At 71.7% G+C, this 14,704-nt stretch carries 13 protein-coding genes; 5 read left to right on the top strand and 8 right to left on the bottom strand.

The features are described 5' to 3' along the window. Positions 1-217: 217 nt before the first annotated feature. Positions 218-1,477 (top strand): DivIVA domain-containing protein, encoded by a 1,260-nt coding sequence (locus AB0C01_RS19925; protein ID WP_357246276.1) that lies wholly within the window; start codon positions 218-220, stop codon positions 1,475-1,477. A 178-nt stretch (positions 1,478-1,655) separates the two neighbouring features. Beyond that, entirely contained in the window at positions 1,656-3,791 is a 2,136-nt protein-coding gene (locus tag AB0C01_RS19930; RefSeq protein WP_357571787.1) for a hypothetical protein, read from the top strand. Positions 3,792-3,874: 83 nt separating this feature from the next. On the opposite strand, the gene AB0C01_RS19935 is transcribed toward AB0C01_RS19930, so the two are convergent. Continuing rightward, complete coding sequence (locus AB0C01_RS19935; RefSeq protein ID WP_357246282.1) at positions 3,875-4,849, bottom strand: hypothetical protein; 975 nt, start codon at positions 4,847-4,849, stop codon at positions 3,875-3,877. Between the two features lie 126 nt (positions 4,850-4,975). On the opposite strand from AB0C01_RS19935, the gene AB0C01_RS19940 reads away from it, so the two are divergent. Further along, positions 4,976-5,125, top strand: coding sequence for a hypothetical protein (locus tag AB0C01_RS19940; protein WP_357246286.1), 150 nt, complete (start codon positions 4,976-4,978; stop codon positions 5,123-5,125). A 185-nt stretch (positions 5,126-5,310) separates the two neighbouring features. Next, positions 5,311-6,411, top strand: a complete 1,101-nt coding sequence (locus tag AB0C01_RS19945; RefSeq protein ID WP_357571788.1) for an AI-2E family transporter — start codon at positions 5,311-5,313, stop codon at positions 6,409-6,411. 16 nt (positions 6,412-6,427) lie between these two features. On the opposite strand, the gene AB0C01_RS19950 is transcribed toward AB0C01_RS19945, so the two are convergent. From AB0C01_RS19950 to AB0C01_RS19980, 7 genes are all read right to left on the bottom strand, one after another. After that, positions 6,428-7,237 carry an alpha/beta hydrolase gene (locus tag AB0C01_RS19950; RefSeq protein WP_357246287.1) on the bottom strand — a complete coding sequence of 270 codons (810 nt, stop codon included), beginning with the start codon at positions 7,235-7,237 and terminating at the stop codon, positions 6,428-6,430. A gap of 112 nt (positions 7,238-7,349) precedes the next feature. Further along, entirely contained in the window at positions 7,350-7,679 is a 330-nt protein-coding gene (locus AB0C01_RS19955) for an ATP/GTP-binding protein (protein WP_130404050.1), read from the bottom strand. A gap of 11 nt (positions 7,680-7,690) precedes the next feature. Next, positions 7,691-8,845, bottom strand: a complete 1,155-nt coding sequence (locus AB0C01_RS19960) for a hypothetical protein (protein ID WP_357246291.1) — start codon at positions 8,843-8,845, stop codon at positions 7,691-7,693. Next, complete coding sequence (locus tag AB0C01_RS19965; RefSeq protein WP_357246294.1) at positions 8,842-9,336, bottom strand: SigE family RNA polymerase sigma factor; 495 nt, start codon at positions 9,334-9,336, stop codon at positions 8,842-8,844. Before AB0C01_RS19965 ends, AB0C01_RS19960 begins: the two co-directional genes overlap by 4 nt. A gap of 41 nt (positions 9,337-9,377) precedes the next feature. After that, a complete protein-coding gene (locus AB0C01_RS19970; RefSeq protein ID WP_357246297.1) occupies positions 9,378-11,168 on the bottom strand; it encodes a 3-hydroxybutyryl-CoA dehydrogenase in 1,791 nt (596 codons plus the stop codon). Positions 11,169-11,294: 126 nt separating this feature from the next. Continuing rightward, entirely contained in the window at positions 11,295-12,359 is a 1,065-nt protein-coding gene (locus AB0C01_RS19975; RefSeq protein ID WP_357571789.1) for an alpha/beta hydrolase, read from the bottom strand. 100 nt (positions 12,360-12,459) lie between these two features. After that, complete coding sequence (locus tag AB0C01_RS19980; protein ID WP_357246303.1) at positions 12,460-12,825, bottom strand: FHA domain-containing protein; 366 nt, start codon at positions 12,823-12,825, stop codon at positions 12,460-12,462. A 306-nt stretch (positions 12,826-13,131) separates the two neighbouring features. Here AB0C01_RS19980 and AB0C01_RS19985 point away from each other — a divergent pair, with 306 nt between their 5' ends. Further along, complete coding sequence (locus AB0C01_RS19985) at positions 13,132-14,628, top strand: aldehyde dehydrogenase family protein (protein ID WP_357571790.1); 1,497 nt, start codon at positions 13,132-13,134, stop codon at positions 14,626-14,628. The last annotated feature ends 76 nt before the right edge of the window (positions 14,629-14,704 follow it).

The raw sequence follows: 14,704 nt of genomic DNA on the forward strand, positions 1-14,704 counted from the left end.
CATTAGCGGAAAACCCGCCCGGATCGAACAAAGGGCCTCGGGGTAACCCCGGGGCCCTTTTCCGCGTCACGCTCCGTGGCGTCCGACCCGCCCGGGACCTGCCAAGATCGGCGATTGGTCCCCCTCCGCCGATGGCGGGAGTTGACCATGTAAAGAGGCCACGAAAGCTGCGCACCGCTCTTGCGAAGCACCCTGGGGCGTCTGCCAGTATGTCCCAATGCCCCAGCAGCAGTCCTCCCCTCTCGCGTTCTTCGATAACGCGAACTCGCAGCCAGACTTCACCGTCGGCCTGCGCGGTTACAACACTCACCAGGTCGATGACTTCCTCGGCCGGATGACCGCCGCGCTGACCCAGTCCGAGCAGGCCCGTGCCGAGGCCGAGCAGCGGATGAACGACGCCCAGCGTCGGCTCCGCCAAGCCGAACAGCGCATGAGTGCGCTGGAGCAGAAGCTCACCGACACGAACAAGCAGCTCGAAGAGAACAGCCGGCCCACCCTCTCCGGCCTCGGCACCCGCGTCGAGCAGATCCTCCGGCTCGCCGAGGAGCAGGCGAACGACCACCGCAACGAGGCGAAGCGCGAGTCCGAGGGCATCCTCTCCGCCGCCCGCCTCGAGGCCCGCGAGATCACCGACAAGGCGCGTGCCGAGGCCGCGGCCATGAAGGCCAGCGCCGAGCGAGAGGCGGGCAACCTGCGCACGGCCGCCGAGCGCGAGGCCGCCGAGGTCCGGGTGCAGGCCCGCCGTGAGGCTGACACGCTGCGCGCGGACGCCGACCGCGAGACCAAGCAGCTGCGTACCGTGACGGCGCACGAGGTCGCCGAACTGAAGTCGACAGTCGAGCGGGAGGTGGCCACCCTTCGGGCCACCGCCGAGCGGGAGATCACCCAGCAGCGGGCCAAGGCCGCCCGCGAGGCTGAGGAGAAGCGCGCCGAGGCGACCAAGCTGCTGACCGACGCGCGGGACAAGCGCGACAAGGACCTTCAGGCTCTGGAGCTCCAGCTGGCCGAGCGGCGGGAGAAGTCCGAGCGCGAGGAGTCCGAGCGGCACGCTGCACAGGTCTCGCAGACCCAGAAGATGGTCAGCGAGGCCGAGCAGCGTGCTCGGGCCGCGCAGGAGCGGGCGAAGGAGATCGAGCAGCGCGCCGAGGCCCGCCGGGTCGAGTCGGAGCGCAACGCCGCCGAGACGGTGGACAAGGCCAAGGCGCACTCCGAGAAGACCCTCAACGAGGCAAAGGCCGAGTCGCAGCGTCTGCTCTCCGAGGCCCGTACCGAGGCGGAACTGACCACGCAGGCCGCCCGCCGCGAGGTCGAGGACCTCACCCGGCAGAAGGACGCGGTCACCTCGCAGCTGGGCCAGATGCTCTCCGGGCTCGCCGGCATCGTTCCGGGGATGCCCGCTGCCGCCCCGGCGGCCAAGCCGGAAGCCAAGAAGACCGACGGCGGTCAGGAGCGGGTGCCGGCGGAGACCACCGGCTGACGCGAGGCGTCAGGTCGGGGCATCGAACGGCGCGAGGTGACACCGGGTAACCGGTGCAACCTCGCGCCGTATGCGTTTCCCAGCCGGTGGTATCCCTTGCCCGCAACGGAGTGAAGTAGCTCGCACAAGGCGCGTCCGTATCGCCCCAGCAGGCCCTGTTGCGTGTGAGGATGGGGGCATGTCGCACGGCGAGGAACTGTTCGCTCTCGGCGGGGACGTGACGACGGAGCCCAGCTTCGAGTCCGCTCTGCGGGGGTACGAGAAGAAACAGGTTGATCGGTATGTCGCTCGTGCCGAGCACGAGATCGCGACCCTCGCCTCCGAACGGGAACAGGCGTATACACAGATCCACAAGCTCGCCGGCCAGGTCGAGGTGCTCCAGCGTGACCTGACGCAGGTCCGCAAGCAGATGAACGTGGTCGACCGGGCCTCGTTCCGCCACCTCGGCCCACGGGTCGAGTCGATCCTCACGCTCGCGGAGGAGCAGGCCGAGCAGATCGTGTCCGACGCGAACGTGGAGATCGAGGCCCGTCGCGCCGCAGCCGAGCACATCATCGAGGAGGCCCGCCAGCAGGCCGCGCGGGCCCTGAAGGACTTCGAGATCGCCCTCGCCGCGCGCCGCTCGGAGGAGGAGCGGCACAGCGCCGCCCGACGGGCCGAGGCCGAGGCCACTCTGCGGTCCGCCAAGGACGAGTCGGCGCAGTTGCGCAAGGCGGCGCAGGACGCGCTGGCGAAGGCCCAGCAGGAGGCCACCCAGCTGCGGGACACCGCCAAGGAGATCCACGCCCGCGCGCAACAGGAGTCGACCAAGCTGCGCGAGACGGCCCGGGAGACACTGGCCAACGCCCAGCAGGAGGCCAGCGACCTGCGCGGGGCCGCCAAGGAGGTGCACGCCAAGGCCCTCCAGGAGGCCAAGCGGCTCACCGACACCGCGACCGAGGCGGGCCGGGCCAGCCACGCCAAGGCCCAGCAGGAGGCAAAGCAGATCATCGACGACGCGTCGATGGCCGGACGCTCCACCCGCGCCAAGGCGCTGCAGGAGGCGGAGCGGCTGACCACGCAGGCCGCCGAGGCGGGCAAGCGCAGCCGTGCCGAGACCGAGGCGTACGTGCAGCGGATGCGCACCGAGACCGAGGCGTACGTGCAGCACACCCGGGCGCAGACCCAGCAGGAGCTGGGCGCCTGGCGGGCCGGGGTGGAGCAGGAGGTCAACTCGCGTCGCGAGGCGGCCGACCGGGAGTTGGCGCAGCGTCGGTCCACTGCCGAACAGGAGTTCGCCAAGCGCCGCGACGAGCTGGACAAGCAGCACACGTCCCGCCAGCAGGAGCTGGAGACCGGGTTCGCCAGCCGTCAGCAGGAGTTGGAGGCGGGTTTCACCAGCCGCCGCGACGAGTTGGAAACCGAGTACACGGGACGCAAGAACGAGCTGGAGACCGAGTACACGAGCCGGCGGGATCAGCTGGAAACCGAATACTCCACGCGCAAGAACGAGATCGAGCAGGGCGCGGCCGGGATTCGGCAGGCGGCCGAGCAGGACGCGGCGGCTCTTCGCCAGCGGTCCGAGGCGGAGGCCGCCGAGCTGCTGAGCCGGGCCGAGACCGAGGCCGGCGGCAAGCGCCGCGAGGCCGACGAGCACGTGGCGGCCTCCCGTCGGCAGTTCGAGGAGTACGCGGCCACCACCCAACAGCACCTGGCCACCACTCAGCAGCACCTGGCGGCCACACAGCAGGAGTCCGCGGCGGGCCGACAGCAGCTCGCCCAGGTGATGCTGGAGATCGCCCAGGCTCAGCAGCAGCTCGCCGACCTGCGCCAGGAGACCTGGAAGGCTCGGCAGGAGTCGGACGAGCTGCAGCGGCAGATGACCGAGGCGCGGTTGCAGAGCGTCGCTGGTCCGATCGATGGCCCAACCACGCCGGCCGCCGGTAATGGTGCGAGCCGGAACGCGGCCGACGAGAAGGCCGCGACCGTCTCCGGCACGGCGACCACCGACGCGGGCGCGTCGTCGGGGTTGGGAGCGGCCAACGGTCTCAAGACCGAGTCCGCCGACACCCGGCAGCCGGCGAACGCCGGGGCCGAGAGTGCCGGGCAGTCCACGTCCCGGCCGGTGGCCGAGCCGGTGACCACCGTCGACGGGGGCGCGGCCAGCGCCGGGGTGGACGGGGAGCCGACCGTGGCCGCCGTTCCGGGCGAGGGTGGCCGGGGCGCCAAGCCGACCAAGATCACCAGCACCGGTGAGAACGGCAAGCGACCCAGCAAGCCGACCACCGACGAACGCAGCGCCAAGCCCAGCAAGGTCACCATCGAGAAGGACTGACGGGTACGCCCCCAGCGCTGACTCGGGTGCGCGCCGAGATCTTGGACAGTTCCCGTCCCGCGTTGACGGAAACTGTCCAAGATTCAGATGTGCGTCGGATGGCGTTGGGATGGGGTGGGGCTCCAGCCGGCCGCGACGAGGGCACGCCGGACGGCGCCGGCGACCTCGTCGGGACGGGCGCGGACCAGCCAGGCCGGAAAGCGCAGGATCCGGTCGCCGCTGGTCCAGACGTCGTTCTGCCGACGCATGTCGTCTGCCCATTGCCGGGCGTCCATGTGGTGCGCGCCGTCGACTTCGACATGCACCCGCCACTGCCGCCAGTACGCGTCCAGCCAGCGGTTGCGGCCAGCCGCGTCCACCCGATGCTCCTGAAGATCAGGTACGGGCAGCCGGTGCCGGCGACAGAGGCGCAGGAAGTCGATCTCCGAGAGCGCCTGCGCGCCGCCGGCGATGTCACCGACGGTCTGTTGGATCAGGTGCCGGCGGGGCGCTCGCGGGAGGACGTCGAGCACGGTCTGCAACTCCTCGGGAAGCACCCGCCGCTGCTGACAACCGGCTGCCAGCACCCCCTGCGCCTCCTCCACTCCGACTGCCCAGCCCGCCGCGTCGACGAGTGCTCTGGCCGTCGTGGTGCGCGGTGGACGGGCGAGTTGCCGGTGCGAGTCCGGCAGCACCGACGTGCGATGCACCACTACCGCGGGCATGTCGATGGGGAGGCGACGCAGCGAGGTCCGTGCGGCACGGCGGGCGGCCGGCACCTGCACGTGCAGAGGCTCACGGCGCAGCCCGCGTACCCCGGCTTCGGTGGCGGCGGTTACCCCGGCCAGCATCGCGCCTGGTCCGGCGGCCAGCACCGCGACCCAGAGCTGCTGGTCGCGGCTCAGGCGACCGTTGCCGGTCAACAGGATCCCACGGCAGATCGACCGCCAGCGGCCGGAGCGGATTCGCCCACGGACTGCCCCCTCGCTGAGCAGGCTGGAGACCTGCGCGGTCGTCAGCACGCCCGCCTGCTCGAAGGCGAGCCAGTCGAGTGCGTCGGCGTCATCGGCAGGCAGCATCCGAACAGCGTTCACCGCCGCGAGCCCGCCACACCACCAGATCTTGGACAGTTTCCGTCAACGCGTAACGGGAACTGTCCAAGATCTGCGCGTGGGCTGGGTCTGGAGGGTGCCGACGGTGGTTGGGTGGGGCACCTGGAGCGCCGGATTGACGGTCTCGTGGTCGATGGTGACCATGGGGTGGCTACGCTGCTGGCGCGCTGGGAGATGATCACAAACGTCCGCCGCCAGTCGATCGAACTGGTGCGGGACGTTCCGCGTGGCGGTCGTTCGTGACCACCACCCGTCATCCCACCGCCTGAGTCGGGAGGTCTCTGGTGCCGCAGCACGACCCGTCCGGCGACGACCCGGGCGTGACCCCGGGGCCACCGCCAGCGGAAAACCCACCGGCGGAGACGCCACCGTCTGCGAAGACGCGACCACAGGCGGAGACGCCACCGCCTGCGGAGACGCCGCCACCGGTGCCGGTTCCCGCTCCGGGAATCGACCCGGACGAGCCACCGGCGGTTCCGTCCGGGAAGTTCGGCACACCGGGGCGTCCGCTGCGGCGCAGCAGCTTCCTGATCGGGTTCACCGGGGCGTTGGGTGTGCTGCTGGCGTACACCCTCTATCTGGGGATTCGCAATGCCGGCGGCATCCTGGTGCTGGTGGTGATCGCGCTCTTCCTGGCGGTCGGCCTCAACCCGGCGGTGGTCCGGCTTCGCCGCTGGGGCGTGCCGCACGGCCTGGCGGTGGCGGCCGTCGCGTTGACCGTGGTGCTGCTGCTCTGCGGCGGCGTGGTCGCACTGGTTCCGCCGATCGTGACGCAGTCGGGACAGTTCGTCGACCAGATCCCGAACCTGCTCGACGAGTTGCGCCGCAATCCGACGGTCAATGACCTGGTGGAGCGGTACGACGTGGTGGAGCGCGTGCAGGGCGCGGCCAACGCGCAGACCGTCGGCCGGGCGCTCGGCGGGGTGCTGGGCGGCGCACAACTGATCTTCGGCACGGTGTTCCGGACGCTGACGGTGCTGGTGCTGACGATCTATTTCCTGGCCTACTTCAACAAGCTTCGCGCCCTGGGCTACTCGTTGGTGCCCCGGTCGCGGCGCGAGCGGGTGCAGCTGATCGGCGACGAGATCCTGGCCAAGGTCGGGGCCTACATGGTCGGCGCGCTGAGCATCGCGGTGCTGGCCGGCGCGACCACCTTCGTCTTCGCGCTGATCGTCGGGCTGCCGTACCCGTTCGCGCTGGCCGTGGTGGTGGCGGTGACCGACCTGATCCCGCAGATCGGCGCCACCCTGGGCGCGGTGATCGTGAGCCTGGTCGGCTTCGCCGCCGACCTGCCCACCGGCATCGCCTGCGCGGTCTTCTTCCTCGTCTACCAGCAGGTGGAGAACTACCTGATCTACCCGAAGGTGATGCGGCGCTCGGTGGAGGTCAACGAGGTGGCCGCCCTGCTGGCCGCCCTGCTGGGCGTGGCGCTGCTGGGCGTGGTGGGCGCGCTGATCGCCATCCCCACGGTGGCCGCGCTGCAACTGATCCTGCGCGAGGTGGTGCTGCCCCGCCAGGAGACCCGCTGACCCACGGCGAAGGGGGTCAGCCGGCCTGACCGGCGGCCGGCCCGGGGACGGGCGTGTCGGCGAACGAGGCGACCGTCCGGTCGGCGTACGCGCTGACGTCGCCGGCCTCCATCGGGCCGTCCCAGGTCGTCGGGAGCGGCACCTCGACGGCCGGGTTGACCCGCCGGACGATCTCGTCGAGCACCGTCTCCGCGTCGCCCACCCAGAGGTGCTTGGCGCCCGGCACGCCGACGACCTCGGCCTGCGGCACGGCGGCGAACCGCTCCCGCGCCTCGGTCGGGCGCAGGTAGTCGTCGAACTCGGGCACCAGCGCCGTCAGCGGCCGACCCGAGGCGGCCCAGGTGGTCAGGTCCTCGGGTGTCGAGAAGCGTAGCGGCGGGGAGAGCAGGATCGCCCCGGCGACAGCCGGGTCGCAGCCGTACTTCAGGGCCAGGTCGGTGCCGAACGACCAGCCGACGAGCCAGATGTTGGGCAGCTCGGCGAACTCCGCGTACTCGATGGCGGCGGCCACGTCGTACCGCTCCCCCACCGCGCCGTCGAAGGTGCCCTCGCTGGTGCCGCGCAGGCTGCTGGTGCCCCGGGTGTTGAACCGCAGCACGGCCAGGTCGGCCAGGGCCGGCAACCGCCAGGCCGCCTTACGGAAGACGTGGCTGTCCATCATCCCGCCGTGGGTGGGCAGCGGGTGCAGGCAGACCAGGGTGGCCACCGGCGGCCGGTCGGCCGGCAGGGCCAGCTCGCCGACCAGCCGCAGACCGTCGGCGGTGTGCAGCTCGATGTCCTCCCGGCGGCCGGGCAGGATCGACGACGCGCGGATCGCTGTGCTCACCGCCCAAGTGTGTCGTGAAGTCACCGCCGCCGCCCACCCAGGCACGAACAGCGTGATCCAGGTCGCTGAGCCGCTGCGCGGACACGGCGCGCGCGGCCCCCGGCCGGGTTGGTCAGTAGCGCGGGGTGCCGCGGCCGCGCTGCACCGCCGGGCCACGCCGATCCCGGGCTCGCCAGCAGCCGCTGTGCCAGTGTCGCCGGTCGGTCAGGTCACCCAGGCCGTCGGCCGGCCAGGCCACCAGGTGCGCCACCCCCGGCCGGATCTCCTGGTCACAGCCGGGGCAGCGGTACGTCTTGACGGACGCCCCCGCGCCGATTCCGCGTACCTGCCAGGCGCCGTCGGTCCACTGCTGCACCGAGGCGACACCCTGCCGGACCCGATCGGCGTCCAGGTTGGCGTTGTCGTCCCGGCGAGGGCGATTGCGACGGGGGCTCACAGTCACCAAGGTTACGGTCACTTCCAGCTGGCCGGCTCGCCAAGGTCGTCGGCGACCCGGAGCCCGCCGATAACCGTGCTGACCTCGGCGTCCGTGGGCGGGCGCTCCCAGCGGTTCTCGTGCCCCATGGACAGCAGGGTGTGCGGAATGCCGAGCACGTGCCAGAAGTCACCCATGTCGAACACCGGCCTGCCGGCGATCTCGCGGTTGGCCTTGGACCGGTCGGGCGAGGATGGGCGGGGTGAGTAGTAGAGCCGCACCGGCAGGGTGCCCGCGCCCTGGAGAGCGACCGTGAGCGCCGCTTCGGTCTGATCCGAAGCCGCGACGGGCCTCTGGGTCGGCGTGGTGGTTCCCGCCACGTTCACGATGCTGGGCCAGGCCAGCTGACGCACCGCCACCTCGCACGCGCTGATCCGGGCACCTGGCGGCAGAGCGGTCAGTCGGACCGGGGCGACACAGCGGCGGGCTTCGTCGAACCGAAGCGCCGCGGCCGCTCGTTGGACCTCGGCACTGGTCTCGCCGAGGGTCGCGACCCGGACATACAGGCCCGGGACGGGCTGCCAGCGCAGCACCCACCCCTTCGCGACCCGGTCGAGCTGACGGATCACCCCGTTGTACCGAGATGCGGAGTCGACGTCCGGGCCGGGCGAGGGAAGATCCTTCTCGCTGTCGGCGGCGTTCACTCTGTCGGGGCCGATGTCCCGAAGCTGGCTCGGGTCACCGGTCTCGGCCGTCCGTGGGTCGGCAGCAACGATCACCAGAGCCTGCACACCGCCACCCAGGTCCAGTCGCATGCTCTCGACCTGAGCTGCGGAGCGCCAGGCGACCGGCTTCGCTGCTGACGGATCGACCCCGAAGTGCAGCAGCTGGGGGTCGGAGCCGATCAGGGCGGGGCTCGCCGCTGCCCCCGGAATCCCCGGTGCTCGGGGCGGCGTGACCACGACCAGGCTGGGCGTGACTGCCGGCTGTGGCGGCGCGGCCGACGGCGTACGGAGGGCCACACCGGCCCCGAGCAGCACCGCGACGCCGAGCGCTGTCCCGATGACGGCGCGCCGTCGCCGCCGACGGGTTCGTCCCCCGTGCACCGCCGCCGTCAGCAGGCTGTCGGTGTCCACGGGTCCGTCGGCCTGCTCCCGGAGTACCCGTGCGATCCGCTCGTCGAGGTTGGTCACGGCCGGCTCCCGTTCGTCGTGGGAACGCCGTGGCGCTCCCGCAGCTGGCTGAGCGCACGCATCGCATGGGTGCGGACGGTGACCGGGGAACAGCCGAGAATCTGGGCGATTGTCGCGTCGTCGAGGTCCTCGTAGTAGCGCAGCACGAGCACCGCGCGCTGCCGGTCGGGCAGGCCGAGGATCAGCCGCCACATCTCGTCCCGGTCGGCCGCGTCGCCGCCCAGGTCCCCGCGCCCCGGCCGGTCGGCGAACTCGGCAGTGGCCAACTCCCGGCTGGATCGGCGGCGCCACCAGGAGGTGTTGGCGTTGACGAGCATCCGGCGCACGTAGACGTCCGGATGGTCGGCACGGGCGATCTTCCGCCAGTGCACGTACGCGCGCGCCAACACGTCCTGGGTGAGGTCCTCGGCCCGGTGCTCGTCACCGGTCAGCAGCCGGGCCAGCCGGACGAGCGCCGGCCCGCGACTGCTGACGTATTCCTCGAAGGTCACACCACTGAGACGCCGTCACCGGCGCCCGCTGTTGACACCGGTCAGCGGTGCGAGTGGTCGCGGAAGCCGCGTCGGGTCTTGCGACCCAGGTAGCCGGCGGTGACCAGGTGCTCCAGCAGCGGCGCGGGCGCGAAGCCCGGCTCGCGCAGCTCCAGGTACAGCTCGCGCTGGATCGCCAGCGCGACGTCCAGCCCGACCACGTCGAGCAGCTCGAAGGGACCCATCGGGTAGCCGCAGCCCAGCTTCATGGCGTGGTCGATGTCGTCGGCCGTCGAGTAGCTGGCCTCCAGCATCTTCACCGCGTCGTTCAGGTACGGGAAGAGCAGCGCGTTGACGATGAACCCGGACCGGTCGCCGCAGACCACACCGGTCTTGCCGAGCGCGGCGCAGACGGCACGGGCGGTGGCGGTGGCCTCCGGTGAGGTGCGGATGGTCCGCACGACCTCCACCAGCGGCATGACCGGCGCCGGGTTGAAGAAGTGCAGTCCCACCACGTCGGCCGGTCGGTGGGTGGCCATCGCCACGTCGATCACCGGCAGGGACGAGGTGGTGGTCGCCAGCACGACGCCCGGCTTGCAGATCTCGTCGAGGCTCGCGAAGAGGGCCTTCTTGACGCTCAACTCCTCGACCACCGCCTCGACCACCAGGTCGACGTCGGCGAGGTGGTCGAGGGTGGCCGACCAGCTGATCCGGCCGAGCGCGGCGTCCCGGTCGGCCTCGGTGAGCTTGCCGCGCACCACGCCCTTGTTCAGCGAGGTCTTCACCGCCTCGCAGACCGCCGCGGACTTCTCCGCGCCGCGGGTCACCGACACGACCTCGTAGCCGGCCGTCGCGAACACCTCGATGATGCCGGTGGCCATCGTCCCGGAGCCCACGATGCCGACCTTTGCGATGGCGCGCGCGCCGTCGGCCAGCCCGGCCTCCGTGGCCGGCGGCGTCGCCTCGTCCGGTACGACCACCGGCGAGCCGGGCCGCTCGTAGGTGTAGAAGCCCCGGCCGGACTTCCGGCCGAGCAGTCCCGCCGTCACCATCTGCTTGAGCAGCGGCACGGGGGCGTGTCGGCGGTCCCGCCCGCCGCGCCGGTACATGGTGTCCAGAATCTCGTACGCGGTGTCCAGGCCGATCAGGTCCATCAGCGCCAGCGGGCCCATCGGCAGACCGCAGCCGAGCTTCATCGCGGCGTCGATGTCCTCCCGGGCGGCGTAGTGCGACTCGACCATGGCGACCGCGTGGTTGAGGTAGCCGAAGAGCAGCGCGTTGGCGATGAAGCCGGCCCGGTCGTTGATGGTGACGTCGACCTTGCCGAGCCGGGCGCAGAGCGCCTCGACGTCGGCGACCACCTCGGGCGAGGTGACGACGGTGCGGACCACCTCGACCAGCTTCATCACCGGCGCCGGGTTGAAGAAGTGGATGCCGATCACCTGGTTGGGCCGGGTGGTGGCCACCGAGATCTCGGTGACGCTCAGCGACGAGGTGTTGGTGGCGAGAATGGCCTCCGGCCGGCAGACCCGGTCCAGTTCGGCGAAGATCCGCTGCTTGAGGTCGAGGTGCTCGGGCACCGCCTCGATGACCAGGTCGACGGAGTGCAGCGCGGGCAGCCCGACCGCGAAGTGCACCCGCTCGTGCAGGGCGTCGCGGTCCGCCGCGGCGAGCTTGCCCTTCGCGACCGCGCGGTCGGTGGAGGCGGTGAGGGTGGCCCGGCCCCGTTCCAGCGCCGGCTCGGAGATCTCGACCGCGACCACGTCGATGCCGTTGCGGGCGAAGACCTCCACGATGCCGGCACCCATGGTGCCCAGCCCCACCACACCCACGGTGCTGAACTCGCGCGCCACGACCGGCCTCCCCAGACACTCCGCACGGCCCCTGAACGGCCGCTAAGGTTATGCGCGCGAGTCTGCCACGTGGCGCTTGGTTGTCGAGACGCCGTGGCATATTTCACCGCCGACGACGTGGGGCCGCTAGGCGGCCGGCGCGCTGGTCAGGGCCAGCAGTTCCGCGACGAACTCCGCCGGCCGCTCCAGGTGCGGGCTGTGTCCGCAGCCGGGCAGCACCACCTCGTGGTACGCGCCGCCGGCCGCCGCGTACCGCTCCAGCACCGACCGGGTCTGGCCCACCATCGGCTGCGGCGGGCAGGCCTCCTCGCCGGGCCAGTCGGGTACGAGACCCAGCGAGCCCAGGTACGCCAGGTCGAACAGCGAGGTGTCCGAGACGATGACGTCGGCGTCGCCGCGTACCCAGGTGATCGGGGGCTTGTCGGCGACGGCCACCAGCTCGTCGGCGAGCCGGAACCAGGTCGGCGCGAGCGCGTTGAGCACACCACGTCTCCCCGGCGCGGTGCCCGGCCAGTTCGTCGAGGGCGCCGCCGTGCCCGGGTAGTTGTCGTCCCCGGTGGCGGTGGAGAGCACCGTGTCCAGGAGCAGGTCCTCGTCCGCGCCCAGTGCCGCCGGATCGGCCACATAGGTGGCGCGCAGGACCGCGCGCGGGCTGGCCGGGGCGTCCGCGCTCCGATCGCCGGCGGCGAGCCGGGCGACGAAGTCCGGATTCGCCGTGCCCGCGCCGGTGCCGGCGAAGTCGGGAGTGGTGGGTGTGCCGGTCAGATCGCGGGTGCCGCCGAAGCCGTACGGGGAGACCGGTGCCGCGAGCAGCAGCGCGCCCACCCGGTCTGGATGGTCGACGAGGAGACGCATCGCCACCCCGCCCCCGAGGGAGTGCCCGACGACCACCGGGCGGGTGTCGTTGGCACCGAAGAGCGTCGGGTCGTCCAGGAGGGCGGCCACGTCGTCGGCGAAGTCCCGCAGGCCCCGGGTGGCGTCCACCGGGGCGGTCGCGGAGTCGCCGTACCCGCGCAGGTCGGGGGCGACCACCCGCAGCGTCGGCGGCAGCCGCCGGACCAGCGGCTCCCAGAACAGCGCGGAGGAGCAGTTGCCGTGGATCAGCAGCACCGGGATGCAGTCCGGCGGGCCGGCCACCCGGACCGCCTGGGTGATGCCGTTCGCCGTGACGCTCCGCTGCTCGGTTTCCATCCGCGGGATGGTGCCACGCCCGCCGGCGCGGGTCCAGGTGCCGGACAGCCACCCCGGGTGCGGCCCAGGTGTGGGCCACACCCGGGTCGGCGGGCGCTGGTCAGCGGCGGACGCTGGGCGGCGCGGCCAACGGCAGCGGCAGTGTCGGTCGGACGTCCCGCCGGGACGGGCCGAAGCTGAGCCCCACCGGATCGGTGTGTGCCACCCCCGGGTCGAACAGGCGCAGTTCGGTACGGCCGAGTCGGATCACGTCACCGTCGGAGAGAAGCTCGACCTCGGTGATCCGGCGGTCGTTGAGCCAGGTGCCGTTTGTCGAGCCGAGATCCCGCAGCGACGGACCCTCCGGGGCCAGCCATACCTCGGCGTGGCGGCGGCTCAGGTGCGGGTCGCTGATGACGACGTGACCGGTCGGTGCTCGACCGACCACCTGTGGTTCGATCCGAAGTCGGAAACTCGCTCCGCGCATCGGCCCACCCGCCACCGTCAGCAGCGGTCTAAGTTCCGGATGTTCCTCCATGGACAGTCAGCCCTCCACCCCACACCGTTACTCCGCGCGTCAGCCTGCCATCAGACGGTAGTCATCGATACCGCCCAGCCGGTCAGCTCCTCGCCACCTCCCGGCTACCCGCCGTTCGACGATTCGGGCGGATCGCGTTCACCATCAGCGCCTTGGCCTGCACTGATCAACGATCAGGCGCAGCCGCACGACGCCGGGCCGGTCGGCCACGATCTGGACCTACCGGTGAGTAATCCTCGGGTCTAGACTTCCGCCATGACGGCTGTGCAGGTCCCCGGTCTTCCGGTCATCGAGGCGGGTCGGCTGGTCTCCACCAGCCCGGCCACCGGCGCCGAGGCCGGCCGCTTCGCGGTCGCGACCGACGCCGACGTGCGGCGGGCCGTCGAGGACGCCCGCGCCGCCGGCGGGTGGTGGGCCGGGCTCGGCTTCACCGACCGCCGCGAACGGATGCTGCGCTGGCGCGCCCTGCTCGCCAAACGCATCGAGGAGCTGGCCGAGCTGGTGCACGTCGAGGGTGGCAAGCCGACCGCCGACGCCATCGTCGAGATCGTCACCGCGATCGAGCACATCGACTGGGCCGCCCGCAACGCCAGCCGTGTGCTCGGCCCGCGCCGGGTGCGGTCCCGGCTCATCCTCGCCGAGTTCTCCGGTCACCTCGAATACCAGCCGCACGGCGTGGTGGGCGTGATCGGGCCGTGGAATTATCCGGTCTTCACGCCGATCGGTTCCGCCGCGTACGCGTTGGCCGCGGGTAACGCCGTGGTGCTCAAGCCGAGCGAATACACCCCGGCCGCCGGCCAGTGGCTGGTGGACAGCTTCGCCGAGGTGGTGCCCGAGCACCGGGTGTTCAGCGCCGTCCACGGGCTGGGCGACGTGGGCGCCGCGCTGTGCCGCTCCGGGGTCGACAAGCTCGCCTTCACCGGCTCGACCGCCACCGCCCGCAAGGTGATGGCCGCCTGCGCCGAGACGCTGACCCCGGTACTGATCGAGGGCGGCGGCAAGGACGCCATGATCGTCGACAGCGACGCCGACCTGGACGCCGCGGCCGAGGCGTGCGTCTGGGGCGGCATGACCAACGCGGGCCAGACCTGCATCGGCATCGAGCGGGTGTACGCGGTCGACTCGGTCTTCGACGCCTTCGTCGACAAGGTGGTCGCCCGCGCCGGTCGGTTGACAGTGGGGCCGGAGGGCACCGACATCGGGCCGATCACCATGCCCCGGCAGATCGACGTGATCCGCCGGCACATCGACGCGGCGATCGACTCCGGTGGGCGCGCCGTGCTCGGTGGTCCGAGCGCCGTGCAGCCGCCGTACGTGCACCCGACCGTGCTCGTGGACGTCCCGGAGGAGTCGGCCGCCGTCCAGGAGGAGACGTTCGGCCCCACGCTGACCATCAGCCGGGTCCGCGACGCCGACGAGGCCGTCACCCGCGCCAACGCCCTGCCGTACGGCCTCGGGGGTTCGGTCTTCGGCCGGCGGCGGGCGGTGTCCATCGCGCGGCGGCTGCGCTCCGGCATGGCCTCGATCAACTCCAGCCTGACCTTCGCCGGCATGTCCACCCTGCCGTTCGGCGGGGTCGGCGACTCCGGCTTCGGGCGGATCCACGGGGAGGACGGGCTGCGCGAGTTCGGCCGAGCCAAGGCGATCACCCGCCGTCGGGCCCGGTCGCTGTTGCCGTCGATGACCTTCGAGCGCACCCCGACCGACGTGGCCCGACTCGTCAAGGCCATCAAGGTGATGTACGGCAGATGAGTGTCGGATAACCGATCTCGACGAAGATCGGCGTATCCACATGTTTATACGTGGTGTCGGCGGCGGTACATTGCGT

The organism is Micromonospora sp. NPDC048905, from assembly GCF_040649655.1.
Taxonomy (GTDB): Bacteria; Actinomycetota; Actinomycetes; order Mycobacteriales; family Micromonosporaceae; genus Micromonospora.

Coding starts and splice junctions, on each gene's coding strand:
- AB0C01_RS19925 (WP_357246276.1), top strand. CDS start 218: ATGCCCCAGCAGCAGTCCTCCCCTCTCGCGTTCTTCGATAACGCGAAC.
- AB0C01_RS19930 (WP_357571787.1), top strand. CDS start 1,656: ATGTCGCACGGCGAGGAACTGTTCGCTCTCGGCGGGGACGTGACGACG.
- AB0C01_RS19935 (WP_357246282.1), bottom strand. CDS start 4,849: ATGCTGCCTGCCGATGACGCCGACGCACTCGACTGGCTCGCCTTCGAG.
- AB0C01_RS19975 (WP_357571789.1), bottom strand. CDS start 12,359: ATGGAAACCGAGCAGCGGAGCGTCACGGCGAACGGCATCACCCAGGCG.
- AB0C01_RS19980 (WP_357246303.1), bottom strand. CDS start 12,825: ATGCGCGGAGCGAGTTTCCGACTTCGGATCGAACCACAGGTGGTCGGT.
- AB0C01_RS19985 (WP_357571790.1), top strand. CDS start 13,132: ATGACGGCTGTGCAGGTCCCCGGTCTTCCGGTCATCGAGGCGGGTCGG.